The following is a 23317-nucleotide window of genomic DNA, read 5'->3' on the forward strand; positions in this document are numbered from 1 at the left end:
AGACGAGGGGCCGCAAGAGCCCCCGGGAAGCAAGTGCCCACTTTCTCCTTGCACGCTGAACAGACGACGGCGAAAGCGCCCACGTCACTCCCTCTGTATATGGGCCTTGGCTTCCAAGAGGAACCCATCGTGACGTCTTCCGGATCGGCGCGCCGCGCGCGCCGCAATGCTGCTTTGCCCGCCACATCGCCCGACGCTTCAGGTCAGGCACCTTCATCGTCCCCTGTCATCACGCGTGCCGCGACCGTTTCCAAGGCGTCGAAAACGGCGTCCGCGGTCAAGGCCAAGCCGGTCAAAGCCAAACCGAACGGCGTCGACACACCTTCCCCGGAAACAGCGAAGCGCGGGCCCAGCCGCGCCCGCGAGGACAAGGACCGCCCGCTTTTCGAAGACATCCGCTTCCTCGGCCGCCTCCTCGGCGAAGTGCTGCGCGAGCAGGAAGGCGACGCCGTGTACGACGTCGTCGAGGCGATTCGTCAGACGGCCGTCAAATTCCGCCGCGAGGACGATCGCGAGGCATCGCAGACGCTCGAAAAGCGCCTGCGCCAGTTGACGCCCGAACAAACCGTGAGCGTCGTGCGCGCATTCAGCTATTTTTCGCATCTCGCGAACATCGCCGAGGATCGGCATCACAACCGCCGCCGCCGCATCCACGCGCTCGCCGGTTCCGCGCCGCAAGCCGGCACGATCGCCTACGCCATCGAGCAAATGAAGTCGAAGGGGAAGGACGCGCAAACGAAGTCGCTCTTGCAGAAATTCTTCGACGACGCGCTGATCGTCCCCGTCCTCACCGCGCATCCGACGGAAGTCCAGCGCAAGAGCATTCTCGACGCGCAGCACGACATCGCGCGCCTGCTCGCCGAGCGCGACCAGGAGCTGACGGCCCGCGAGCGCGCGCACAACGAATCGCTGCTGCGCGCACGCGTGACGTCCCTCTGGCAGACGCGCATGCTGCGCGACTCGCGCCTGACCGTTTCCGATGAAATCGAGAACGCGCTCTCCTACTACCGCGCGACCTTCCTCGCCGAAATTCCCGCGCTCTACGCCGACATCGAAAACGCGCTCGCCGAGCACGGCGTGCCCGCGCGCCTGTCGCCGTTCCTGCAGATGGGAAGCTGGATCGGCGGCGATCGCGACGGCAATCCGAACGTCACCGGCCCGACGCTCGAAACCGCCATCACGCGGCAGGCGACGGTCATCTTCGAACACTATCTGGAGCAGGTGCACAAGCTCGGCGCGGAATTGTCGGTGTCGAACCTGCTCGCCGGATCGAGCGATGCACTGAAGGCGCTCGCCGATGCGTCGCCCGACCAGTCGCCGCATCGCACCGACGAGCCGTACCGGCGCGCGCTGATCGGCATGTATACGCGCCTCGCGGCGAGCGCCCGCGTGCGGCTCGGCGAAGGCGTCGTGTCGGTGCGCAGCGCCGGGCGCGGCGCGGCGCCGGTCCGCGCGACGCCGTACGCCGATGCCGCCGAGTTCGCGCGCGATCTGCACGTGCTGATTGATTCGCTCGGACAGCATCACGGCGCGTCGCTCGCGACGCAGTGCCTCGCGCCGCTCGCGCGTGCGGCCGAAGTGTTCGGCTTCCATCTGGCGAGCATCGACCTGCGGCAAAGCTCGGACATCCACGAGGCGGTGATCGCGGAATTGTTCGCGCGCGCGGGCGTCGAGGCGGATTACGCCGCGCTTTCCGAAGAGGACAAACGCGTTCTCCTGCTCAAGGAGCTGGCCCAGCCGCGGCCGCTGCGTCTGCCCTACGCGGAATACTCCGATCTCGCGAAAAGCGAACTCGGCGTGCTGGAAATGGCGCGCGTGACGCGTGAGAAGTTCGGCGAGCGCGCCGTGCGCAACTACATCATTTCGCACACGGAAACCGTCAGCGACTTGCTCGAAGTGATGCTGCTGCAGAAGGAAACCGGCGTGCTCCAAGGCCGTCTCGGCAACGACGACGATCCCGCGCGCGACGGCTTGATGGTGATTCCGCTTTTCGAGACGATCGCCGACTTGCGCAACGCGCCCGTCATCATGGGCGAATTGTTCGCGCTGCCGGGCGTCGATGCGCTCGTCGAGAATCAGGGCGGCGAACAGGAGGTGATGCTCGGCTATTCGGACAGCAACAAGGACGGCGGCTTTCTCACGTCGAACTGGGAACTGTATCGCGCGGAACTGGCGCTGGTGGCGCTCTTCAAGGAGCGCGGCACGACGTTGCGCCTGTTCCACGGACGAGGCGGCACGGTAGGACGCGGCGGCGGCCCGACCTATCAGGCGATTTTGTCGCAACCGCCGGGCACCGTCGACGGCCAGATTCGCCTGACCGAGCAGGGCGAAGTGATCGCGAGCAAGTTCGGCAATCCGGAGATCGGCCGGCGAAACCTGGAGACGGTCGTCGCGGCGACGCTCGAAGCATCGCTCTTGCCGCACGAGAACGCGCCGGCGCAACTGCCGCTCTTCGAATCTACGATGCAGACGCTGTCGGACGCCGCGATGGCCTCGTATCGCGCGCTCGTCTACGAGACGCCGGGCTTCACCGACTACTTTTTCTCTTCGACGCCGATCGCGGAAATCGCGGAGCTGAACATCGGCAGCCGGCCAGCTTCGCGCAAGCTGCAAGACCCGAAGCAGCGCAAGATCGAGGATTTGCGGGCGATTCCCTGGGGCTTTTCCTGGGGCCAATGCCGCTTGCTGCTGACCGGTTGGTACGGATTCGGCAGCGCGGTGTCGAATTATCTGGATAGCGCGGAAACCGACGCCGAGCGCGCAAAACGCCTCGCCACGCTGAAAAAGATGCTCAAGACGTGGCCGTTCTTCGCGAACCTGCTGTCGAACATGGATATGGTGCTCGCGAAGACGGATCTCGCGGTGGCGTCGCGGTATGCGCAGCTCGTTGCGGATAAAAAGCTGCGCAAGCACGTGTTCGAGCGGATCGTTGGCGAATGGGAGCGCACGTCAAACGTGCTCGCGGAAATCACGGGCAAGGCCGAACGTCTCTCCGACAACCCGCTGCTCGCGCGGTCGATCAAGAACCGCTTCCCGTATCTCGATCCGCTGAATCACTTGCAGGTCGAGTTATTGAAGCGCCACCGTGCGGGCGACCAGAACGTGCGCCTGCGCCGGGGGATTCACCTCACGATCAACGGCATTGCGGCGGGGTTGCGCAATACCGGTTGAGGTCGTCCAGCCGTCGCTTTCCGATGCCGCCCGAATCGAAACCGGGCGGCTTTTTTTTGACGCCAAGAAAAATTGCTTTGCATCGCTATATATGTGTATCTCCTGCGGCGAATTCAGATTCATAGAATGAATGGGTCGATCGCAAACAGGCATCGCCGGTTTGCCTGATACGACCCAATCGATTTCAAACTGAATCATTCAACCAAGGATTTTCATACATGTATGCATCGAACACCCAGACCAGCTTCTCCGTTTCGAACTTCTCCAGCACCGAACGCAACGGGAACGGCCGCTCGGGCGGCGATAGCCGTAACGGCCGCGGCTCCAACCGTTCGAACATCGACCGCAAGCGGGCGGAGATGATGAAGCATTTCATGCAGGCGATGAACGCCTTCGCCAGCGGCTTCTCCGGCACCGCGCATGCGGGGACGGGCGCGAACGGATCGAAGGGTTCGAATGCCGCGAACGGTTCGAGCGGACATTGCGGGACGGCGGCCTCGCAAGCTGGAGGCCAAGGCTCCGCACATGGCCAGGCAGGCGGCACGGGATCGAGCAATGCTCACGGCAAGGGCGATTGTCATTCGCAGAACAACGGCGACCGCGACACGTCGGGCAAGGGCGATAACAACTCGCAGAACAACAGCGGCCGTGGCGCAACGGGCAAGGACGACTGCCACTCGCAGAACAACGGCGGCCGCGGCACGTCGGGCAAGGACGACTGCCACTCGCAGAACAACGGCGGCAACGGCACGTCGGGCAAGGACGACTGCCACTCGCCCGCCCGCGGAACACACGGCAAGGACGATAACCACTGCCATAACAACAACAACGGCAAGGACGACTCGCCCTGCGACTGGACTGCGAGCGAAGTCACGAACAACCAGACGTCCGTCGATCTCGGCGACTACAAGCTCGACTTCAACAAGGGCGATTCGTCGATGATCCTCACCAACAAGACGACCGGCGACGCCACGCAGGTCTGGGGCGATCCGCACATCGACTTCCACAACGCGGGAGCATCGTCGAAGCAGAACGACGCCACGTTCAAGGGCCCGCTCACCTTCCAGCTTCCCGACGACACGAAGATCACGCTCGGCACGGAAGCGGTCGCGAACAACCCGGGCATCACGGTGACGAACAAGGTCACGATCACGCAAGGCAAGAACTCGATCGTGGTGGACAACCTGAACCAGTACAAGGGCGGCGCCCTGCAGGTGACGAAGGGCCGCGACGGCCGCGCGCTCGATGCAGCCGCACCGGACGGCTATACGCTCGTCCAGCAGAAAGACGGCAAGGGCTGGGTGGATGGCAGCACGGGCCGCGCGCCGACCCAAGTCGACTTCGATCGGCTCGGCGTGTAAAACGTGATCGGCCCGAAGTAACCGGTTGAACGGTGCAAGGGCTTCTGGCGCTGAACGCCAGAAGCCCTTGCCATGAAGCGGAACAATGCCGAAGTGTCTTGTCAGGCACTTCGGCGTTCTCCTGCAAGCAATTGCGGTGAAGGCGATGTCAGTCGTCATCCAGAATCCGGCGCCTGAGGACGTCCGCGCGTTTGCCGCCGTCCTCGTGCAGGAAGCGGGCGCGCTCCCAGCGATGCAACGCCTGCGCCGCATGCCCATGCGCTTGGTCGAGCGCACGCGCGGCTTCTTCGATGGCATGACGCAGCGACGGCGCCTCCCCGCGATGCGCGCGCAGCGTCGCGAGCCAGCCTTCGCTCGCGGGCGCCTCGCGCCGGCAAGCCTCGACGATCGCCCCCTCTGCGACGAAGTGGCGTGCAAGCGCGGCACGCGCCGACTGCACGCCGAGCGCGGCATGCTCGACCACCATGCGCGCCTCGCTGACGGCGTGCCGCTCGCGTGCGAGCCGCACGTCGCGCACGAGCGTGAGCTGCGTCCAGAGGCGCAAAGCGTCGGTGTCCTGCGTCATGCCATGCCCTCCTGACAGAGCGCGAGCAACTGGCCGAGCGTTTCGCCGCCGCTCGAATGCTGGCTCGCCGGCTGACGCAGGAACGCTTCGATGGCCGCATGCATGGCGATGGCGCGATCCGTCTCCGCGTTTTGCCCATGCCGGTATTCGCCGATCTGCAACAGCAGTTCCACCTCGCGATACTTGGCGAGCCAGCCGCGCACGCGATCCGCACTTACCCGGTGCGCGGCGCTCGTCACACGCGTCATCACGCGGCTCTTGCTGCGCAGCACGTCGATGGCCGGATAGTGCCCGGCCGCGCCCAGCTTGCCCGACAACTGGATATGGCCGTCGAGGAGCGAACGCGCCTCTTCCGCGACCGGATCGGCCAGGTCGTCCTCGTCGGCGAGGATGGTGTAGAACGCCGTCACGCCGCCTTCGCGCGTGAGCCCCGCCGTTTCGATCAGACGCGGCATCTGCGCGAAGACGCTCGGCGGAAAGCCGCGGCGCGCCGGTGGCTCGCCGACGGCCAGCCCCACCTCGCGCAGGGCGCGCGCATAGCGCGTGAGCGAATCGAACAGCAGCACGACGTTGAGCCCTTGCGCGCGCAGTCCGCTCGCGAGGTCGCACGCGAGCTCCGCCGCCTTGATGCGCTCGGCGGCGGGCCGCTCGGAGGTCGCCGCGACGACGATCGTCGAGGCCCGCTTGTCCGCGAGATGATCGTGGATGAACTCGGCCACTTCGCGCCCCCGCTCGCCGATCAGCGCGACGACGATCGCATCCGCGTTCGCGCCATTCGCGATCATGCCCATGATCGTGCTCTTGCCGCCGCCCGCCGGCGCGAAGATGCCCACGCGCTGCCCGGCTCCGCAAGTGAGGAGGCCATCGATGGCGCGCACGCCCGTGACGAACGGCCGGCCGATCACCGGTCGGGCGAGCGGGTTGATGCTGGCGGCCGAAGCGCGTTCGACGGGCCTTGGAGGCGGTCCGCCATCGAGCGGCCGGCCGAACCCGTCGACGACCCGGCCGAGCAGGTCGGGCGCGAAGAATCCTTCGCGCCCGCTGCCGCAGGACTCGACCTGCGTGATGTGCGAGAGGCCCGTCACGCCGCCGAACGGCATCACGAGCGCGCCGTTCTCGACGATTCCCACCACTTCGCCCGACTGCTGTTCCTGCGTGCCGGGATGCACGAAGCGCACCCGTTCGCCGATGCTGAGCGACACGCCGACCACGCGCACGAGCACGCCGCGCGCCTCGACGATCTTGCCGCGCATCACGGGCGCGGCGGCAGAAAAGACATGGACTGGAACGGCGGTCATGCGGGCACCTCGGAAGGAGTGATGGTCAGGGTATTGCGTACGCGCAAGCCGCCGGCGAGCAATTCCTCGACGGCCAGCACCTCGGCGTTCAGGCCGAACGAGCGGAGCATCGCGGCCAGGTGCGGACGCAGCGCCGCCGTGGTCGCGAGTACGCGGAGTCCGGCGCGCAGCGGATCGAACGTGTCCTGGACGCGGCTCATCTCGTCGCCGGGAAGAACCCACTGCGGCTCGCCGTCGGAGCCGCTGCGGATGTGCGCTTCGAGTTCGGCCTCCCAGAGGGGATCAAGCACGGCAGTATCGACGGTCTGCGAGGCCGGATCGCCGACGCTGCGAGCGATCTGCCGGCCGAGCGCGATGCGCGCGTCGCGCACCATCCGATCGAGCGAGCGCTCGGGCGCCGGCACGCGCAGGATCGCTTCGAGAATCGCGCGCAGGTTGCGGATCGGCACGCGCTGCTGCAAGAGCTGCCGGAGCACGCCGCTCAGTTGCACCACCGTGAGCGCCTGGTCGACCTGCATCACGAGCTCGCGGAACACGATCGCCAGCTGGTCGAGCAGAAAGCGCGTTTCCTGCGTGCCCATGAAGTCGGCGGCGCGCTGGTCGCAGACTTGCGCGAGGTGCGCGCAGAGCGCTTCGTCGACGGTCGACTTGCGGATCTGCTCGCGTTCGATGCCCGCCGCCGTCGCAGCCGATACCCACACCGCCTTCTGCGCGTGCGGGTGATAGCCCTCCACCCCTTTGATGTCCAGCCACTCCGCCGGGCCGCTCAGGAGCACCTGCTTCGGGACCAGTACGCCGCCGCCGACCGGAATGTCCTCGATGTCGATCACATAGCGGTCCGCCGGCAGCGCCGGATCGCGTAGCAGCGCAAGTCCGGGGAACGGCACGCCCACGTTCGTGGTCAGGTCGCGGCGCACGCGCCCGAGCTGCCGGTTGAGCGCCTCGGGCCGCAACGCCTCGAACGCGGACTCGCCGAGCCGCAGGCGCAGCGTCGCGCGTCATTTCGGGCATCAGCGCGCGCTGCGAATTGACCGCGGCCGCCGCGTTCTGCATCAGCGTGATGGCGAGCAGGAGCAGCACGCCGCCCGCGATCAGGAACTGCAGGTGCGGAAAATTCGGCACGAGCGCGAGCGTAAGGCAGGAGATGCCGGCCATCGCCATCGCCTTCGGATGGCGCGCGAGTTGCCGGTAGATGTCGCCGCCGAGGTGCGACGCTTCCTTGTCCGTCGCAGCCACCCGGGTGACGAGCAGGCCCGCCGCGATCGATACGATCAGCGAGGGAATCTGCGAGACGAGGCCGTCGCCGACGGTGAGGATGGTGTAGCTGTGCAGCGCGTCGCCGAACGACATGCCGCGCTGCGCGACGCCCACCGCGAGACCGCCGACGATATTGACGAGCGCCACGATGAGGCCCGCGATCGCATCGCCCTTGACGAACTTCATGGCGCCGTCGAGCGAGCCGTAGAAATAGGTCTCGCGTTCGAGTTCGGCGCGCAGCCGGCTCGCGTCCGACGGCGCGATCACGCCGCTCCTGACGTCGGCGTCGATGCTCATCTGGCGGCCGGGAATGCCGTCGAGCGTGAAGCGCGCGGCCACTTCCGCGACGCGGTCCGCGCCCTTCGCCACGACGATGAACTGGATTGCCGACAGCACGATGAACACCACGAGCCCCACCGCCACGTTGCCGCCCACGACCATTTCGCCGAAGGCGCTGATGATCGCGCCGGCATGCGCGTGCAGCAGGATCATCTTGGTCGACGCGATGGCGAGCGCGAGACGCAAGAGCGTGGAGAGCAGGAGCAGCGAAGGAAAGCTCGCCAGCTCGACCGGCTTCGCGACATAGAGCGTCGTGCTGAGCATGAGCAGGCTCGCGCAGAAGCTCACGCAAATGAAGAGGTCGAGGACGAAGGACGGGATCGGCACGATGAGCAGTGCAAGCACGCTCAGTATTCCGACGCCGACGGCGAGGTCCGCGTGACGCGCAAAAAAAGCCGACAGATCGTGCCGGCCCAGTATCGAACGATTCAACATGTTATTGGCTCAACTCCTGGTGCAGCGCTCGCCGCCGGCTTTCACATGGCCGTCGCCTTCGTCGTCGCGATGCTCGCGCTTGACTTCCTGCTTGTCCATGCGAAGCCTGCGCAGCCAGAGGAAGCGCTGGATGAAATAGTCGGCGCATGAAAGCGCCAGTTGCGAAAGCGCCATCAGCGCGATGAGATGGGCATTCGTATCCGTGATGTAAATGAGCTGTGCCGGGAGCGCCAGCGCGTAGCCCGGCGCCAGTTGCCGCAGGTACCGCGTGAGCACGTGCACGAGGATCACGCCGAGAATCCCGCACTGCACGGAGGAGAGCGCGAGATCGACGAGCGACTTCGCGCCGAACAGGTTCTTCAGTCCGTTGGCGGGATTGAGGTGATCGAAGCGCGGCGTGATCTTCTTGAACGACAGCGCACCGCGCGTCTGCGCGAGCTCGGGCAGCACCACGGCGAGCGCGCCGAGCCCGAGCGTGCCGAGCGCCACCGGCACGAACTGGCCGCCGACGCCGGCGAGCGTCTCGCTCCAGAGGCGGTCGAAACCGGCGCTCCAGTCGAGCCGGACGGTCCGGTCCACGAACGCTTGCGCGAGCTGGCACACATGCGGCGCTTCGAGCAGCAGGATCAGCCACCAGCAGATGCCGGAGAGGGTCGCGGTCAGCCGGACGCTCTTCGCTATGTCGCCGTCCTTGCGGGCTTTCCGCAACCGCTTGCGGGTGGGTTCTTCGGTCTTGTCGCTCATGGCATCCTCACGATCCGGTGCAGCGCCGCCTCGATCCACGCCATGACCGGCGCGATGCTCAGCATCAGCGCGAACGCGAGCACCATCGCCTTGACGGTGCGCGCTTCCGCGAAAGGATTGAGCTGCCTCACGTGACGCGACATGAGGCCGAGCGCCACGTCGATCAGAAGCAGCAGCCCGATGAGCGGCGCGGCGAGCCGCAGCGCATCGCCGGCCAGTCCCGGCAAGCTGGTCTCGGCGAGCGCGCGGAACATCGCCGTGAAATCCGGGCTCGCGTGGCCTGCCGGCCAGAGCGCCCACATGTCCGCGAAAAAGCCGAACAGCAGCCTGAGTCCAGGCCCCGTGAAGAGCGTCAGCGCGGCAAACTGCGCGAACAGCACTTCGAGGAGCGCCGCTTCCTGCGCGAAGTACGGATTGAAGGTGGTCGCGATGCTGTAGCCGCCCTGCTGGTCGAGCAGCGCCCCGGCTGCGGCCGCCACGTGGACGATCGTGCCGAGCATGAGCCCCATCGCGACGCCCAGGCCGATCTCGACCAGCGCCGCGAGCACCGGCGCGGGTGGCCAGCCGACCTGCGCGGGGAGCGCCGCGAACGCGAGCATCAGCGGGACGCGCAGCGCCACGCCGAGCGAGCTGTTGTAGCCGAACGGCACCAGGAACAGCGCGACGGCGGGCCGGATCGTGCAGAACGCGAAGCCTTCCAGATACGCCATGACATCCAGGCTCATGTGATGCGCCCCGCCGCCATGTAGACGAACATGTGTTCCAGAAGCCGCGCGACCTCGCGGCCGGCCCACGGCCCCGTGATCATCAGCACGACGCCCACGCAGACGATCTTCGCCCCGTACGGCAGGCTCTGATCCTGGATCTGGGTTATCGATTGCAGCAGCGCGAGCGTGAGTCCGGCGACGGTCGCTACCGCGAGCGGCGGCAGCGACAGCCAGAAGACGAGCAAGAGCGCGTCCGTAGAGAGGGAACCGAGCGTGCTCATGGGGCGTAGCTCACGATGAGGCTGTGCATCAGCTTCGACATCCCCGATACGGAGACGAACACGAAGAGCTTGAGCGGCACGGAGACCGTCGTGGGCGACAGCATCACCATGCCCATCGCGGTCAGCACGTTGGCGATGACGAGATCGATCACGAGGAACGCGATGTAGAGCAGGAAGCCGGCCTCGAAGCCCGCCGATATCTCACTGATGAGAAACGCCGGCACGAGCAGCGTGAAATCGGTTTCGCTGGCGTCGCGTTCGGGATCGATGCGCTTCGCGGCGGCGAGCAGGAACGCCCGCTCCTCCGGACGCGAGTGCTTCAGCATGAAATCGGCAAGCGGCGGCACGACCGCATCGACAATCTCAACCGCGTTCGGCATGCGGTTGCTCTCCAGCCGTTCGCGCAGCTCGAGCCCCGCCTCGATCTTCGCGACGGTCGGGCCCATTACCACGAGCGTCGCGGCGAGCGCGATGCCCGCGATCACGAGATTGCTCGGCGCCTGCTGCACGCCGAGCGCCGAGCGCAAGAGCGTCAGCACGATGGTGAACTTGGTGAACGACGTCGTCATCGTGACGATCAGCGGCAAGAGCCCGAGCAGGAAGAAGCTGACGATGACCGCCAGGTTGTTCATCTGCCCGTTCATTGGCCTGCGTCGCCGTGCGTGAGACGCGTGATGCGCACGCCGAGCGTGTCCTCGATCTCGACCATCTCGCCGCGCGCGAACGGCACGCCCTGGCACAGCAGCGTCACGGAGCGCTCGCCGAGCGGCATCTGGAACGGCACGACGGAACCCGCGCGCAGCCGAAGCAGGTCGTGGACCGACATCGGCACGGTGCCGAGGACGGCATCGAAAGGAAAAGTGAGCGCGTCGACCGGAACCAGCTCGCTGGTTTCTTCGACGGGCGGCGCTTCATCAGGAAGGATGCGATCGATCATGTAAGTGTCTTCGTTGGATTTGAGGAGAAGCCGCCGCGCGCCGTCGCGCAGCGGCACACGCAGGTGGCACGACGCGCCGTTCACCACGACGACGTCGCCCGCGCTGATCTGGCGCACGCGCGGCAGCGTGAGCGCCGGCCCGGACAGGCACACGGGCACCTTCAGCGCGAGCCGTCCGGCGAACGCGTTGGCGGCCGTGGCGCGCCCGGCGGCGGGCGTGCGGCTGGCGAGCCAATGGTCGACGGCCTGGTTGCGAAAGGAGAAGTGCGCCGCGCGGCCGCTTTGCAGATGCGTGAGCGCGAGGCCGTAAGCGCCCGCTTGCGCGTCTTCGTCGAAGGACACGGCGGTGAGCGCGATGGTGAAGCCGAACAGGCCTTCGAGCGCGCAGAGCCAGTCGTCGAGCGCCTCGGCGATGCGCGCGGCGGCGCTCGCGTCGAGCTGCGCCAGCGCTTCCTGACCGAGTTCGGGGAAGAGCGCGGCGGCGTCGCAGTCGAGCAGGAGCGGCTCGCCGCCGGCCTCGCCGTGCAGCCGCAGCGGATAGCGTGCGCGGCACGGCTCGAACTGCAGCGCGTAGCGCCGGTGGCCGACTAGCACGCCGTACGGCTTGCCGAAATGCAGCGCCGCGAGGTTGTGGCGCTCGACATCGGCGTGCGCCATGCGTGCGAAGCGCGGGACGGTTGCGATCGATGGTCTCGCGCTCATGCTGCCACGCTCCGCACGAGCGCCGGGCGCTCCAGCGTGCCGACGACCTCCCGCAAGCGCGACTCGACGACGCCGAACTGCCTGAGGAGCCCCCCGTCGAGGTAGGCGTGATCGCGCAGCACCGCCGCGATCGCGTCACGCATGCCGCGCTGGATCGCCGGAAGCTGTGCGCGCAGGCTGCCGTCGATCACGCCGTATTCCGTCTCGATCACGCAGGCGTGCGCGGGGAGGCTCGCGTCGGCGAGCACGTCGAAGAGCGGCGCACCGAGTTCGCGCTCGACCTCGGCGATGAACTGGCTCGCGGCATCGAAGGCATGCGGCGCGACCCGCACCGACACCGCCCGCTGCGAGCGCGACGCGAGGATGCAGCGGCGCAACAGGTGCGGCAGCGTGAGCGCCGCCGGCATGTCGCCGAGCAGTTGCGAGACTGCCTGCATCGCGATCAGCACGAGATGGTCTTCGAGGCACCGCGCGACGAAAGCCGGCTGCGCCGCCCGCGAGACCAGTTCGCTCGCGGCCCGTGCGCGGCCCGCCGCGTAACCGCGCGCCAGGGCGCGGCGCTTCAGCTCGCGGATGCGGGCCGCACCGGCGCGCGCTTCCCGCGCCGCTTCCTGCGCCCGCGAGCGCTCCAGTTGCCGCAACGTTCCAAGTGAACGGAACTCCTTCGACGCGATCAGTCCGTCCGACTCCACGCGCCACTTGCCTACCTTGCAGATCAGCATGACTCCCCCCGCATCAGCCGGTGAGCTTCGTCCCTGAGCTCGGCCGCGGCATCCGCCGGGACCGCGGGCCCAACCGCGTTTTCGAGTGCCCCGGCGGCATCGGCGACGCCGACGGGCAGCCGCAGGCGCAGCCAGAGCCGCTGGCGCGGGTCCGGCTGCGCCCGCATCGACAAGAGGAGGCCCATTGCCGTCGTTTCGGCGCGCTGGCGCCAGTCGGGCGCGGTGGGTGCGGGCAAAGGATCGAGGCTCGCGCGCCGGCTGAGCTGGATCGCGCGCAGCCGCCCCGGTCCGAGCTCGCGCACGAGCACCTGGCGAGCGGGCGCCGAAATGATCTTGCGCAACTGGCTGGCGTACGCCAGCGCGGCGGCCGTGCGGCAAAGCCGCGCGAAGGCCGGCCGCGGAATCACGTAGACCGGCGCGAGGTCTTTGGGCAGGCCGTCGGCGAGTTCGGGGAAACGCATCAGCAGGCAGGCGTTCGCGGCCCGCGCGGCGCGCTCGCTGAGAATGGCGCGGCGCTGTCCGAGCCACGAGTGATGCGCCCAGGCGGCCGGCGCGAGAGTCGTTCGATGCTTCATGACGGTTCAATCTCCTTGGTGGAATTCGTGTTGCCCGGCTCGCCGCGCGGCGCACGACGGTTGCGCCTTCGCGCGATCAGGTCCGTGAGCGAGCGCACGCCGGAATGCCAGAGCCACGTGGCGGGCAGCACGAGGAGCGCGACGATCGCGATCAGGCACAGGACGATCGGCAGCCGCGCGCGCACGACGGGCGCATTGACGGCGCAGTCGCCGTCGGCGTCGTGGCAGGCGCCGGGGAAGGACAGCACGGGCGTGACGGCGACCAGCACCAGGTCGACGCGCTCGCGCGTGAGTCCTTCCACGCTGCCCGCAACGAGCGTGCGGATGCGCTCGCGCATCTGTTCGAGGTTGTAGTCGCTGCGGTAGCGGATCATCACGGAGGCCGAGGGCTCGGCGGGCGGCGGCCCGAGCGGGGTCTTCTCCGGCAGCACGATGTGCACGCGCGCGACGAGCACGCCGTCCATCTTTTCAAGCGTCTCGGAGAGTTCTTGCGTGAGCCCGTAGACGAACCGCACGCGGTCCTCCTCCGGGCTCGAAATGAAGCCCTGGCGGCTGAACAGGTCACCGAGATTGGCGTGTCCGCCGCGCGGCAGCGCATAGGCGCTCGCCAGTTCGGTGGCGACCACGGCGTCGTGGTCCTCGACCGAGATGTTCCAGGTGCCGTCGGGGTTGCGGCTCTTCTCCCCGGCGATCCCGTGATGGCTCAGTGCCGCGACGATGCGGTTGGCCTGGTCCTCGTCGATCTGCTCGAACAGCGAGGTTCGGCAGCCCAGCAGGACCAGGAACGGCAACAGGACGAGGGCGCGGCGCATCAGCTTCGCTGCGTGAGGGTCTGGATCGCGCTGCCGAGCGTATCGGCAATCCGTACCGTCATCGACGTGCGCACCGCGAACTCGCCCATGTCGCCCTGCAGCCGCAGCATGTCGCTCGTCGAGAGGCGGCCGGTATCGAGGTCCTGCAGGCGCTGGTCGAAACGCGCGAGCGAGCCGTCCTGCAGCGACTGGGCGTGTTCGAGAAGCTGGGTGAGGATGCCGCCGGCATCCCCAGCCGCTCGCTGCGGCTGCGGCGCTGGCGCTGCGGCTGGCGTGAGGCCTGCGGCAAGCGCAGCGTGGGTGGGAGTCAGCATGACTTAGCCTTGATATTTGAGTCGGTTGAGAGTCGGCACGGCGGGTATCGAGAACGCGTTCGCATACGGCACGCAGCCGGGCACTTTCAGGAACGTGGCGGCCAGCGCCCGGCCGCTTTCGTCGTCGCTGCGCGTGGCCGCAATGAGCGCTTGCGCGCCCGCCGCGTAACGCTCTTCGAAGACGAGGCACACGCCCAGCCATGCCTGCGCGAGGCCGTAGTCCGGCACCGCGTCGAGGGCGGTCTGGAACCACTGGCTCGCCTTGCGGTACTGGACGCGGTCGACTTCCACGAGCCCGAGCCCAAGGTACGGAAAGGCGCGCTCCGGATAGAGCAGCGCGAGCCGGTCGAAGAGATAGCGGGCGTCGTCGAAGCGTCCCCGGACCCGTGCGTAATGGCCGATCGAGATCAGCAGTTCGAGCGTTTCGTCTTCCATCGCGTTTTGGCCGCCGGGAACCTCGCGGGGAGGTTCCCGGCGAGCTCCATTGAGTGTTAGCGGGTGGCCTTGGCGGTGTCCTTCTGAGTGTCGTTGAAGCCGGTGATCATCGCGGTCGCGAGCGACTGGGTGTTATTGAGCGCACCCGTCGCCTGCTGGAGCTTGACCATCGCGACGTTGCCCTGCTTCTCGTCGGCGCCTTCGGCCGCCTGCATCTTTTGCGATACGTCCTGGTTCTGCTTCTCCAGCACCTTCGCCATCAGCTCGGCGATCTTCTGGCTGGAAAGGCCGTTGCTGCCTACACCTCCGCCGCCGTTGAAGCCTGCGTTGTTCGGGGAGAAAGTTGCGTTACCTACGGTCATGATGGATTCCTTTGTTTACTGCGGTTGATGGCGCGTTTTCGAAGCTCGCGCTTCGCTCTACCACTCGCCGAGCCGCGCTCAGACACTCGACAAGCAGATTCAATTTCCTGTGTTCGGCATAGTTGCCGCGCTGCGCGGCGGCAAGGCACGCTCGCCGCATGCGCTCGAAGTCGCGCGTGAGGCGCTCGGCGATCGCCGAGCGCCCGGCCGGATCGTTCAGTTGCTGTTCGAGCGGCAGGACGACGAACGCTCCGAGCGTGCTTCTACCGGCAGGCGTTCGCATCGGCGGACCTCACGAAGAATTCATAGACAGTGCCGTCGTCTTCACGCATGACATCGGCGGTGCAGGCGGTGATGCGCGTCAGCTTTCCGAGCGGCATGCGCGCGCCGGGGAAGTAGCGCGCGCCCTGGCCGTCGGCGAGATAGGCCCCGCGGCTCGTGCGCGAGAGATTCATCCCGATGGCCGACAGCGGCAGGCGCACGGGTTCGCCCGGCCTCGTCTCGCGCCCCGGGAAGCGGAGGCTCTTGAGCCCGGCAAGATCGGCCTTCGCGAAACGCGCGACCCGCGCGTAGTCCCACGATTCCGGCAGGACGTGCGCATCGGCGCCCCCGATCACGACGCTGAAGTCGCCGGGCTCGCCTGGACGCAGTTGGGCACCCCGGTAGTACTTCCCGAGGAAGCCGGCAAGCTGGTCGCTCAGTTGCGAAAGGACGGTCACGCGCATCACGGGCGCACGCGGGTTGTGCCATGCGACGGCCGTGAGGTTCGCCATGTCGGCGGGCGTCGCGACGTAGCCCTCGTAGATCATCGCGCCCGTCTTCTTCTCGACGTGCGTGCTCACGAAGCGAAACGCGGAGGCGCCCGCGAGGCCCGCATCGGTGGAGACCGGGCGCGGCGCCTTCGCGAACCAGACCGCGAGCGCGACGACGGCGGCCGTGGCAAGCAGCATGACGATCTTCAACAGCAGCGAGGCCCTGCGCCACATCGAAGCCGCGTAGCCGCTCGCCGAATAGCGGCGCAGATAGGCGCGGCGCGCGGCTTCGGTCTGCGCGGCGCCCGGGCGCACGCCGTCGGGGCCGCCGAGTAGGAACGCGGTGGTATCGATCGAGAAGAGCGCGCCCGGGTCCAGCGTTACCCGCGTGCCGCGCGGGACCGGGCGGCCGAAGACCGCGACGCCATCGTGCAACGCCGCGAGCATGAGCGAGCCGGACACGATGCGCAGCTCCGCATGCGACGGCTTGACGCGCTCGTCCACGAGCATCAGGTCGGCCGTCGCCGCGCTGCCGATGGTGAGCTCGCGGGCCGCGCCGAACTGGACGCTCGCGCCGGTATGCACGCCGCTCGTGACGAACAGGGTGAAGCGGTTCGTCATCGCAGGTTCTCCAGCGTGAGCGGGACGGTTTTCGCCCGCGACGCCTGATCGATGGGCGTGAAGACGGCGGCGACAGGCGGGATTTGCTCTGGCGTCGGCATCGGATACACCGCGTCCGGCGCGCTGCGGGGAGCGGCGCTCAGTTCGGGAGCAGCCGCTTCACGATAGACCGGCATTACCTTGTCCAGCCGTTCGCTGAGCGGCGCGGCGAGCGGCGGCGACACAGACCGTCCGCTCGACGTGCGGATGCGCGGCGTGATGAGGATCAGGCGTTCAAGCCGCTGGCGCGTCGCCTGCTTGTTGCGAAAGAGCGCGCCGAGGTACGGCACGCTGCCGAGCACGGGCACCTGCGAGACGGTCGACTCGTTCTTTTCATACTCGTATCCGCCGACAGAAGACTTTCTCCGTCGCGCACCACCGCCTGCGTGACGATCGAGTGGTTGTTCACGTTCGGGATGCCGTCGACGGTCAGCGACGTATCGAACGCGCCGTCGTCGATCTGGATGTTCATGTGGATGTTCTTGTGCGTGTCCGAAGTGGACTCGACCATCGGCGTGACCCTCAGCGAGAGGCCCGTGTCGACGTTGTAGAGATCGACATCCTGGTTGCCCGCAACGCGCACGTACACCGAGCTGCGCGACGACAGCACCGCCGCCGAATTGTTGAGCGTGAGCACTTGGGGCCGCGAGAGGATCCGCGCGCGGCCGCTCGCCTCCAGCGCGTGGATCTGCGCGAAGAGGTACTGGGCCGAATTGCCGATGAGCGTCGCGAAGTTCAGGCCGGTCACGAGACTCGTCGGCGCGGGCAGGTCGGGCCGGCGCGTGGTCAGGTCCGCACTGCCTGCGTTCACGCCGAGGTTCACGCGCCCGTTCGCCCCGCCCCACTGCACGCCCAGTTCGTTCGTGAAACCGCTCGACACGTCGATCACGGCGGCATCGATCTCGATCAGTTCCTGCGGCCGGTCCAGCATCGCGATCGCGCGTTCGTAGTTCGGCATCATCGCCGGGACGTCGTGGATCACGACCGCGTTCGTGCGCGCGTCGGCGACGATGTTCTGGCGCGCGGGCGTGACGTCGTTCCGGGTCGCGCCGCTCACGGCGTCCGCCATGCCCTTGTCGGTCTGCGGCAGCGCGATGTCGGCCATGCCCATGCCGCGCAGGCTCGGCAAAGGCGGCGGACCGCCCCGCGACGCCTGCCGGCCTGCGCGCGCATTGCCCCGCTCGGGTTGCTTCACCGCATACACGTCCGACATCAGATTGCGCAGGAGCGTCGCCACACCCGGCACGACCTGGTCGCGGCCGTTGATCGTGTAGGTGATGTCCTGGGCCTGCGCATAGTGCAGCGGGAAGACGCGGATCGAGGTCTGGTCGAACGGGGTATCGACGGTGGTCTGGCGCTGCGCCTTGTCAACGGCTTCGGCGACTGCGTCGACGAAGCGGCTCGGGCCGCTCACGCGGATCGACGTGTCGGAATAGCGGATCGACGCATTCGGCCCGTCCAGTTCGAGGCTGCGCAAGAGCGAGGTGACGGTGCCGCGTGTCATCGGCGCAAACGGGATCACGCGGCTGCGCACGTCGGCGGCGGTCGTGACATGCATCGCGCGGCCGTCGAAGTACCAGACGAGACCGTACACCTCGGTGAGCTTCATGAAAAGCGATCCGGGCGTCTCGTCGAAGACGCCGTTCACGGTGCCGCGCACGTCGCGGCCCACGTCCGCCGCGATCCCTCCGGCGGCGAGCACGTCTTTCAGCACATCGGGCAGTGGCGAACTGCGGGCCGCGTAGTGCATCGGCGCGTCCTGCCACCTCGGTGCGGCCGCGTTGGCCGCGCACGGAAACATCGCGCAATGCAGAGCCGCCAGCGCCGGGAGCCAGCAGCGGCTCGCCCGGCGGCGATTCAGGTTCGAGGCATTAACGCCCCGTGTCTTTAGCTTATTCATCTCCACCAACGGATTTTCAGTAACGGCGAAGACGAATTTCAACCTACTTAGCAATGTTGATGGTCATACATTTGTATGACCATTCTGCTTCAGCAAAAGATCAGGATTGCGAAATCCGATTACTGGCAGAACGAGGCGTTGATCAAATTAATCAGCGATGCGTATCTTCAGGATAGAAATGACACGCGCGGTTTCCCCTGAACCGCATCTTGCCTAGTCAAACAACTCGGCAACAATCTGCATCACGATACGACAATGAATAAACCAGAATTTTGTGAGTTCGACCTGGACCTGGTGCGTCCCAGGCTTCGCTCAGTGCGGGTGAACGGCCTTTCCACCTGCTTCCGGCTTGAAGAGGTGTACTGGAAAATCATCGAAGAGATCGCCCGCAAAGAATCGTTAACCGTGGGAAAGCTTATCTCCAAATGGGCGCTCGAGATCGACCTCAAGTATGGCTCTGTGTGGAACTTCACCGGTTTTCTCAGAGTGGTCTGCGTAATGCAGTTGATCGATCGTAAATATCTGATCGACCTTCCGGACCGTGCGCCCGTCGCGCCTCTCGCGAGGAATTCCTTTTTGCCGATGAGTGGGAATTGAATTATCGCTATCACAACGATTCTGATTTCTATTAATAAGGAGGATGCCTACACGAGTTAACTTACATCTTTTGATGCTTGCAACTTTTCTTCTGTGTCACCGTTCATGGTTGTTTCAAATCAACAGGAATCCCTATGTCGATGCAGATTTCAAAGTCGGATAGTCACACCGCCAGCATGTCCATCTCGACCGGCGGCGAGATGCGCAGTGTCTCGAGCAGCACCATGCGGACGCAATCGATGCAGCACGCGCACGTCGGCATGCACGAGCATGATTCCCGGCAGCCGCACATGCGCAACACCGATGCGGACGGGGCGCAGTCCCTCATGCGGCACGGGTCGGCCGCGAGCAAAGCGGAAATGCTGGATGGTCTTGGGCGGCACCGGTGGCAGCGGCGGCCCCGGTAATGTCGGAAGCGCCGGCGGCAGCGGCGGTAGCGAAAGCACCGGCGGCGCTGGGGGCAGCGAACGCGCTGGCGGCTCACAAGGTCAGCAGCAAGGCGGCGGCAGCGAAGGTGCCGGCGGTTCGCAACGTCAGCAGCAAGGCGGCGGCGAGGCGCAGCAACAAGGCATGCAGCAGATCATGCAGATGCTCGGGCAGTTCTTGCAGACAGCGATGCAGGGTCTCACCAGCCTGCTGGGCAGCATGAAAGGCCTTGCCGGCGCTGGTGGCGCAGGGGGCTCAGGCGCCGCCGGCGGCTGAGCGCACCCGCATGCGGCGGCGCCTGCGCGCCAGGACGCATGCGGGGTCCACAAACCAATGACGCTTTACCTTCGCGCCTGGCCCGGCATTTCGAGCCAGGCGCGTTCTCGTTCAAATCACCGCGCCTCGATCATCAACGCATCCAGCTCGAACGAGCCGTCTTCCTGCACGGCGAAATACTGCCGCACTTCGTCCGGCGCGTTATTCCACATCGATTTGATCGCGATCACGCGCTCCGGCGGCGTGCGCATGCGCGCGACCCACGCGTCGAATTCGAGCGGCAAACGCCAGCGGCTGCGCACCTCTGCCTGAAAGCCCGCCCCCTCGAACAGCGCCATCCATTCGTCCGCGCGATAGTCGCGGATATGCGAGCCGTCGCGCAGCAGCTCGATCGCCTGGATGTGCGTGTCGAGGAGCGGATGATCGGCGCCCGCGATATCGACGAACAGCACGCGCCCTCCGGGCTTCAGCACGCGTTTCACCTCCTTCAGCGCGGCCGGCACGCCGTGCCAGTGATGCGCGCTCATCCGCGACAGGACCCAGTCGAACGAGGCATCGTCGAACGGCAGTTTTTCCGCCGGGCCTTGCTGCGTGCGGATGTTCGTGAGACCGCGCTCGGCGGCGGCGCCCGCGACGGTCGCGAGCATCGGCTCGGCGATGTCGTAAGCCACCACCGACTGCGCGTGCGGCGCCACCGCGAAACTGACGTGACCGGCGCCGCAGCCCAGATCGAGGACGGATGCGCCCGGCGTCGCGGCGACTTCGCGCGCGAGGGTCTGCAGGTCGGCGCCCGTCGCGTGGACGGCGCTCGTCAAGTACGCGGCGGCGGTCGTGCCGAAGGCGTCGGCGACCTGGTCGTGGTGTTTCATCGGTTGCTCCGTGCTGAGTTGTGGGGACGTGAGCCGCTACAATAGAGCCCGCCCTGTACCAGTACAAGTGAAGTGATTATTCTGGTATCTACACTACCTGTTCTGCTTTCTCTATGCGTCTGTCGCCCAAGGAAAAAACCGAGACCGCCCCTCCCCCGCTCGACACGACGCCCGCGCGCGCGCTCGGCGATTTCATCCGCGCGCATCGCGAGCGGCTTTCGCCGATGGCCGTCGGCTTGCCGCCGGGTCCGCGCCGCCGCACACCAGGCTTGCGGCGCGAGGAAGTCGCGCAGTTGTGCGGCGTGAGCCCGACCTGGTACACGTGGATCGAGCAAGGGCGCCCGGTGTCCGCATCCGCCGATGCACTCGCGCGCATCGCCGTCGCGCTGCAGCTTTCACGCGCGGAGCGGGCGTATCTCTTTGAGCTGGCCGCGCAGCGCGATCCCGCCGAGCCCGACCCCGCCGCGCAGGACGCGCCGGCCGCATTGCTGCAAACCGTCGCGCTGATCGACGCGCCCGCTTACGTGCTCGACCGGCAGTGGAACGCGCTGCGCTGGAATGCGCAGGCGGCGGCGCTGTTCGTTGGCTGGCTCGACGGCGAGCATGACCGGAACCTGCTGACTTACATGTTTACGATGCCGGAGGCGATGCAGTTGGTCGTCGACTGGGAGACGCGCGCGCGGCGGTTGGTCGCGGAGTTTCGTGCGGATTCGATCCGCCATCTGAACGACGCGCCGACGCGCGCGCTAATCGACGGATTGACCTCCGCGAGCGATGCGTTCGCGCGCTTTTGGGCTTCGCAGGACGTCGGCGAGCGCGAAGGCGGAGAACGCGCGTTCAATCATCCGATGCAGGGACGGCTTGTCTTCGATCAAATCACTTTTAAGCCCGCGCATCGGGAAGATTTGAAGCTGGTGATTTTGGTGGGTGAGAGTTGAACCGCTTCTAATGCTCGCTATCCAGTTCGGCGAAAAACGCTTCTTTAACCCGATGGTTACCCGCTTCCATATCGCGCCGGCCTAAATAGAGAATCGTGCGAGCGATAGTCTGTTGAACATCGTCGGTTTTCCCGAACGCGGCGTCGGTTGGCTTAGATTGATCTGTCTGCACGGCGTCTCCGGCAAATTAAAGCCTGTATTGTAATAAGTATAGGCTATCCGAGAAACGCGCATAAATTACAAATTCCACGTAAGAGGCAGGCACCAAAAAGAAAGCCCGACCATCCGGCCGGGCCAAAACCGTTCTCACTGAATGCACCAATGAGAACGGGGACACCCGATAGCGCACCACTTCGCGCTCCAGTTCTATTTCCCCGCCCGGTCTCCCGCTCTTGTTCCCTCAGTGATACCTAGCCGCTAAACGCACTTACGCAGCACCGGACCGATCGGATGCACACACATCGATAACAATTCCGATGCGATCGATCCCGATTACTTGGGTAAGATCGGTTTTCACCACCTTTCAGAATCGTCTCAAGCAACCGGCCCATGTCGACAGCCCTTCCTCGCGATCCGAACGCCGAAATCCTCGCGCAGCTCCTCGAGCGCGTCGCGAGCGAAGATGCCGCCGCGTTGCGCGCGCTCTACGATCTGACTTCTTCGAAACTGTTCGGCCTCGCGCTTCGTATATTGGTGAAGCGCGAGTGGGCCGAGGAGGTCCTGCAGGACGCGTTCGTCAACATCTGGCGCTATGCCGGCGACTATCGGGCGGGACTTTCCGCGCCGATGACCTGGATGGCGTCAATCGTGCGAAACCGGGCACTCGACTACCTGCGGCGGCAAAAAGCCCACGGCGCGAGCGCGGAGACGCAATGGAGCGAAGCGTTGGACGACATCCTGCCCGGCAACGAGGCCGATCCGTCGGAACAGACGCTGATGAGCCAGGAAGCACGGCATCTCAGAATCTGCATGGAGCAACTCGAAGCGAGCCAGCGTCAGGCGGTCGCGCTCGCGTATCTGCGTGACCAGAGCCACAGCGAAGTGGCCGACGTCATGAAGGTCCCGCTCGGCACGGTGAAATCGTGGATCCGGCGCGGTCTCGAAAAGCTCAGAGCCTGTCTGGGAGGTCTGTGATGGATCTCCACCGGCACGCAGGCCTTGTCGATCAGCTCGCCGCCGAGTACACGCTCGGCGTAATGCGCGGCCGTTCGCGGCGGCGCTTCGAAACCATCGCGCAGGGCGATCCGGCGATCCGCGTCGCGATCGAAACGTGGCGCGGGCGCGTCGAGGCGATCGGCGAACTGGCGCCGCAGGTAGCGCCGCCGCCGTCGGTCTGGGAAGCAATCGAGCGCCGGCTGAATCTCGGCGGCGCGCGGCGCGAAGCGGTCTCGGTGCGGCCCGCGTCCCGGTGGTTCGAGAACCTGTCGTTCTGGCGCGGCTGGTCGATCGCGGCGACGGCGGTGGCCGCGCTCGCGCTCGTCATCTCGCTGCGGCAGCTCACGCCGACGCCCGTGCCTGCGCCGCAAGTCGCGCAGGAACCGCACGTTGGCTATGTCGCCGCGCTCGCCGACAAGGACGCGCATCCGGCGATCCTCGTCACCTGGGACGACCGGACCTCGGAAGTGACCGTGCGCCGTCTGTCCGGCGCCTCGGACCCGACCGACAAATCGATGCAGCTCTGGGGCTTGCCGAAGGAAGGCCATCCGGTGTCGCTCGGCGTGCTGCCGGCCGGTGGGACGGCGCGCTTCAAGGCGGCGTCGGTCAATGCGTTCCCGGCGCTTGCGGTGTCGGTGGAGCCGCTCGGCGGGTCGCCGAATCCCAACGGGCCGACCGGACCGGTCGTCTATACCGGCAAGGTGATTCCGGGCGCTTGATCCCGTCG

The 23317-nt window shown here is 66.5% G+C and carries 25 protein-coding genes and 2 pseudogenes; 8 read left to right on the forward strand and 19 right to left on the reverse strand.

Annotated elements, in window-relative coordinates:
- Window positions 1-129: 129 nt before the first annotated feature.
- On the forward strand, window positions 130-3171 hold the full coding sequence (ppc, locus tag AWB67_RS05390; protein ID WP_087655314.1) for a phosphoenolpyruvate carboxylase: 3042 nt from the start codon (window positions 130-132) through the stop codon (window positions 3169-3171).
- Between the two features lie 218 nt (window positions 3172-3389).
- Window positions 3390-4532, forward strand: a complete 1143-nt coding sequence (locus AWB67_RS05395; RefSeq protein WP_087655202.1) for a DUF1521 domain-containing protein — start codon at window positions 3390-3392, stop codon at window positions 4530-4532.
- Window positions 4533-4680: 148 nt separating this feature from the next.
- Here AWB67_RS05395 and AWB67_RS05400 read toward each other — a convergent pair whose 3' ends face one another.
- From AWB67_RS05400 to sctC, 17 genes and pseudogenes are all read right to left on the reverse strand, one after another.
- Window positions 4681-5097, reverse strand: a complete 417-nt coding sequence (locus AWB67_RS05400; RefSeq protein ID WP_087655203.1) for a hypothetical protein — start codon at window positions 5095-5097, stop codon at window positions 4681-4683.
- Window positions 5094-6395, reverse strand: a complete 1302-nt coding sequence (locus tag AWB67_RS05405; RefSeq protein WP_087655204.1) for a FliI/YscN family ATPase — start codon at window positions 6393-6395, stop codon at window positions 5094-5096. Before AWB67_RS05405 ends, AWB67_RS05400 begins: the two co-directional genes overlap by 4 nt.
- Window positions 6392-7348: an FHIPEP family type III secretion protein gene (locus tag AWB67_RS42970; protein WP_268807962.1), complete on the reverse strand. Its 957-nt coding sequence runs from the start codon at window positions 7346-7348 to the stop codon at window positions 6392-6394. The genes AWB67_RS05405 and AWB67_RS42970 overlap by 4 nt, the downstream gene beginning before the upstream one ends.
- A gap of 124 nt (window positions 7349-7472) precedes the next feature.
- Window positions 7473-8426, reverse strand: a pseudogene (locus tag AWB67_RS42975) (FHIPEP family type III secretion protein); the annotation flags it as partial.
- A gap of 9 nt (window positions 8427-8435) precedes the next feature.
- Window positions 8436-9170 (reverse strand): EscU/YscU/HrcU family type III secretion system export apparatus switch protein, encoded by a 735-nt coding sequence (locus AWB67_RS05415; RefSeq protein ID WP_087655205.1) that lies wholly within the window; start codon window positions 9168-9170, stop codon window positions 8436-8438.
- The gene (locus AWB67_RS05420) at window positions 9167-9895 is read right to left on the reverse strand and encodes an EscT/YscT/HrcT family type III secretion system export apparatus protein (RefSeq protein WP_200822175.1); all 729 of its coding nucleotides are present in this window, start codon (window positions 9893-9895) and stop codon (window positions 9167-9169) included. Before AWB67_RS05420 ends, AWB67_RS05415 begins: the two co-directional genes overlap by 4 nt.
- Window positions 9892-10158 carry a type III secretion system export apparatus subunit SctS gene (sctS, locus tag AWB67_RS05425; RefSeq protein ID WP_087655206.1) on the reverse strand — a complete coding sequence of 89 codons (267 nt, stop codon included), beginning with the start codon at window positions 10156-10158 and terminating at the stop codon, window positions 9892-9894. The genes AWB67_RS05420 and sctS overlap by 4 nt, the downstream gene beginning before the upstream one ends.
- Entirely contained in the window at window positions 10155-10790 is a 636-nt protein-coding gene (sctR, locus tag AWB67_RS05430; RefSeq protein ID WP_235025045.1) for a type III secretion system export apparatus subunit SctR, read from the reverse strand. Before sctR ends, sctS begins: the two co-directional genes overlap by 4 nt.
- Before the next feature lie 8 nt (window positions 10791-10798).
- On the reverse strand, window positions 10799-11797 hold the full coding sequence (locus tag AWB67_RS05435; protein ID WP_235025046.1) for a FliM/FliN family flagellar motor switch protein: 999 nt from the start codon (window positions 11795-11797) through the stop codon (window positions 10799-10801).
- Window positions 11794-12519: a FliH/SctL family protein gene (locus AWB67_RS05440; RefSeq protein ID WP_087655208.1), complete on the reverse strand. Its 726-nt coding sequence runs from the start codon at window positions 12517-12519 to the stop codon at window positions 11794-11796. Before AWB67_RS05440 ends, AWB67_RS05435 begins: the two co-directional genes overlap by 4 nt.
- A complete protein-coding gene (locus tag AWB67_RS05445; protein ID WP_087655209.1) occupies window positions 12513-13094 on the reverse strand; it encodes a hypothetical protein in 582 nt (193 codons plus the stop codon). The genes AWB67_RS05440 and AWB67_RS05445 overlap by 7 nt, the downstream gene beginning before the upstream one ends.
- Window positions 13091-13906: a type III secretion system inner membrane ring lipoprotein SctJ gene (sctJ, locus tag AWB67_RS05450; RefSeq protein WP_087655210.1), complete on the reverse strand. Its 816-nt coding sequence runs from the start codon at window positions 13904-13906 to the stop codon at window positions 13091-13093. The genes AWB67_RS05445 and sctJ overlap by 4 nt, the downstream gene beginning before the upstream one ends.
- Entirely contained in the window at window positions 13906-14220 is a 315-nt protein-coding gene (locus AWB67_RS05455; RefSeq protein ID WP_087655211.1) for a hypothetical protein, read from the reverse strand. The genes sctJ and AWB67_RS05455 overlap by 1 nt, the downstream gene beginning before the upstream one ends.
- A gap of 3 nt (window positions 14221-14223) precedes the next feature.
- Window positions 14224-14655, reverse strand: coding sequence for a tetratricopeptide repeat protein (locus AWB67_RS05460; RefSeq protein ID WP_087655212.1), 432 nt, complete (start codon window positions 14653-14655; stop codon window positions 14224-14226).
- A 56-nt stretch (window positions 14656-14711) separates the two neighbouring features.
- Complete coding sequence (locus tag AWB67_RS05465; RefSeq protein ID WP_087655213.1) at window positions 14712-15017, reverse strand: hypothetical protein; 306 nt, start codon at window positions 15015-15017, stop codon at window positions 14712-14714.
- A gap of 263 nt (window positions 15018-15280) precedes the next feature.
- Window positions 15281-16390, reverse strand: a complete 1110-nt coding sequence (locus tag AWB67_RS05475) for an FHA domain-containing protein (RefSeq protein ID WP_087655215.1) — start codon at window positions 16388-16390, stop codon at window positions 15281-15283.
- Window positions 16387-18329 (reverse strand): annotated as a pseudogene (sctC, locus tag AWB67_RS05480) (type III secretion system outer membrane ring subunit SctC). Before sctC ends, AWB67_RS05475 begins: the two are co-directional and overlap by 4 nt.
- Before the next feature lie 255 nt (window positions 18330-18584).
- Between sctC and AWB67_RS05485 the strand changes: the two are divergent.
- The 3 genes from AWB67_RS05485 (at window position 18585) to AWB67_RS05495 (ending at window position 19628) form a co-directional block, all read left to right on the forward strand.
- A complete protein-coding gene (locus AWB67_RS05485) occupies window positions 18585-18926 on the forward strand; it encodes a ribbon-helix-helix domain-containing protein (RefSeq protein ID WP_087655216.1) in 342 nt (113 codons plus the stop codon).
- Window positions 18927-19060: 134 nt separating this feature from the next.
- Window positions 19061-19333: a hypothetical protein gene (locus AWB67_RS05490; protein ID WP_087655217.1), complete on the forward strand. Its 273-nt coding sequence runs from the start codon at window positions 19061-19063 to the stop codon at window positions 19331-19333.
- The gene (locus tag AWB67_RS05495; RefSeq protein WP_087655218.1) at window positions 19293-19628 is read left to right on the forward strand and encodes a hypothetical protein; all 336 of its coding nucleotides are present in this window, start codon (window positions 19293-19295) and stop codon (window positions 19626-19628) included. Before AWB67_RS05490 ends, AWB67_RS05495 begins: the two co-directional genes overlap by 41 nt.
- 116 nt (window positions 19629-19744) lie before the next feature.
- Here the strand turns inward: AWB67_RS05495 and AWB67_RS05500 are convergent, their stop codons facing one another.
- On the reverse strand, window positions 19745-20497 hold the full coding sequence (locus AWB67_RS05500) for a class I SAM-dependent methyltransferase (protein ID WP_087655219.1): 753 nt from the start codon (window positions 20495-20497) through the stop codon (window positions 19745-19747).
- 113 nt (window positions 20498-20610) lie between these two features.
- Here AWB67_RS05500 and AWB67_RS05505 point away from each other — a divergent pair, with 113 nt between their 5' ends.
- Entirely contained in the window at window positions 20611-21435 is an 825-nt protein-coding gene (locus AWB67_RS05505) for a helix-turn-helix transcriptional regulator (RefSeq protein ID WP_087655220.1), read from the forward strand.
- Between the two features lie 7 nt (window positions 21436-21442).
- Here AWB67_RS05505 and AWB67_RS40755 read toward each other — a convergent pair whose 3' ends face one another.
- Window positions 21443-21607, reverse strand: coding sequence for a hypothetical protein (locus AWB67_RS40755; RefSeq protein WP_159964794.1), 165 nt, complete (start codon window positions 21605-21607; stop codon window positions 21443-21445).
- 377 nt (window positions 21608-21984) lie between these two features.
- Here AWB67_RS40755 and AWB67_RS05510 point away from each other — a divergent pair, with 377 nt between their 5' ends.
- Together AWB67_RS05510 and AWB67_RS05515 are read left to right on the forward strand one after the other, a co-directional pair.
- Entirely contained in the window at window positions 21985-22569 is a 585-nt protein-coding gene (locus tag AWB67_RS05510; protein WP_087655221.1) for a sigma-70 family RNA polymerase sigma factor, read from the forward strand.
- A complete protein-coding gene (locus tag AWB67_RS05515) occupies window positions 22569-23309 on the forward strand; it encodes an anti-sigma factor (protein WP_087655222.1) in 741 nt (246 codons plus the stop codon). The genes AWB67_RS05510 and AWB67_RS05515 overlap by 1 nt, the downstream gene beginning before the upstream one ends.
- Window positions 23310-23317: the final 8 nt, after the last annotated feature.

This window comes from Caballeronia terrestris (assembly GCF_001544515.1).
GTDB classification, from domain to species: domain Bacteria; phylum Pseudomonadota; class Gammaproteobacteria; order Burkholderiales; family Burkholderiaceae; genus Caballeronia; species Caballeronia terrestris.

Coding starts and splice junctions, on each gene's coding strand:
- AWB67_RS05395 (WP_087655202.1), top strand. CDS start 3,390: ATGTATGCATCGAACACCCAGACCAGCTTCTCCGTTTCGAACTTCTCC.
- AWB67_RS05400 (WP_087655203.1), bottom strand. CDS start 5,097: ATGACGCAGGACACCGACGCTTTGCGCCTCTGGACGCAGCTCACGCTC.
- AWB67_RS05405 (WP_087655204.1), bottom strand. CDS start 6,395: ATGACCGCCGTTCCAGTCCATGTCTTTTCTGCCGCCGCGCCCGTGATG.
- AWB67_RS05415 (WP_087655205.1), bottom strand. CDS start 9,170: ATGAGCGACAAGACCGAAGAACCCACCCGCAAGCGGTTGCGGAAAGCC.
- AWB67_RS05420 (WP_200822175.1), bottom strand. CDS start 9,895: ATGAGCCTGGATGTCATGGCGTATCTGGAAGGCTTCGCGTTCTGCACG.
- sctS (WP_087655206.1), bottom strand. CDS start 10,158: ATGAGCACGCTCGGTTCCCTCTCTACGGACGCGCTCTTGCTCGTCTTC.
- sctR (WP_235025045.1), bottom strand. CDS start 10,790: ATGAACAACCTGGCGGTCATCGTCAGCTTCTTCCTGCTCGGGCTCTTG.
- AWB67_RS05435 (WP_235025046.1), bottom strand. CDS start 11,797: ATGAGCGCGAGACCATCGATCGCAACCGTCCCGCGCTTCGCACGCATG.
- AWB67_RS05440 (WP_087655208.1), bottom strand. CDS start 12,519: ATGCTGATCTGCAAGGTAGGCAAGTGGCGCGTGGAGTCGGACGGACTG.
- AWB67_RS05445 (WP_087655209.1), bottom strand. CDS start 13,094: ATGAAGCATCGAACGACTCTCGCGCCGGCCGCCTGGGCGCATCACTCG.
- sctJ (WP_087655210.1), bottom strand. CDS start 13,906: ATGCGCCGCGCCCTCGTCCTGTTGCCGTTCCTGGTCCTGCTGGGCTGC.
- AWB67_RS05455 (WP_087655211.1), bottom strand. CDS start 14,220: ATGCTGACTCCCACCCACGCTGCGCTTGCCGCAGGCCTCACGCCAGCC.
- AWB67_RS05460 (WP_087655212.1), bottom strand. CDS start 14,655: ATGGAAGACGAAACGCTCGAACTGCTGATCTCGATCGGCCATTACGCA.
- AWB67_RS05465 (WP_087655213.1), bottom strand. CDS start 15,017: ATGACCGTAGGTAACGCAACTTTCTCCCCGAACAACGCAGGCTTCAAC.
- AWB67_RS05475 (WP_087655215.1), bottom strand. CDS start 16,390: ATGACGAACCGCTTCACCCTGTTCGTCACGAGCGGCGTGCATACCGGC.
- AWB67_RS05485 (WP_087655216.1), top strand. CDS start 18,585: ATGAATAAACCAGAATTTTGTGAGTTCGACCTGGACCTGGTGCGTCCC.
- AWB67_RS05490 (WP_087655217.1), top strand. CDS start 19,061: ATGTCGATGCAGATTTCAAAGTCGGATAGTCACACCGCCAGCATGTCC.
- AWB67_RS05495 (WP_087655218.1), top strand. CDS start 19,293: ATGGTCTTGGGCGGCACCGGTGGCAGCGGCGGCCCCGGTAATGTCGGA.
- AWB67_RS05500 (WP_087655219.1), bottom strand. CDS start 20,497: ATGAAACACCACGACCAGGTCGCCGACGCCTTCGGCACGACCGCCGCC.
- AWB67_RS05505 (WP_087655220.1), top strand. CDS start 20,611: ATGCGTCTGTCGCCCAAGGAAAAAACCGAGACCGCCCCTCCCCCGCTC.
- AWB67_RS05510 (WP_087655221.1), top strand. CDS start 21,985: ATGTCGACAGCCCTTCCTCGCGATCCGAACGCCGAAATCCTCGCGCAG.
- AWB67_RS05515 (WP_087655222.1), top strand. CDS start 22,569: ATGGATCTCCACCGGCACGCAGGCCTTGTCGATCAGCTCGCCGCCGAG.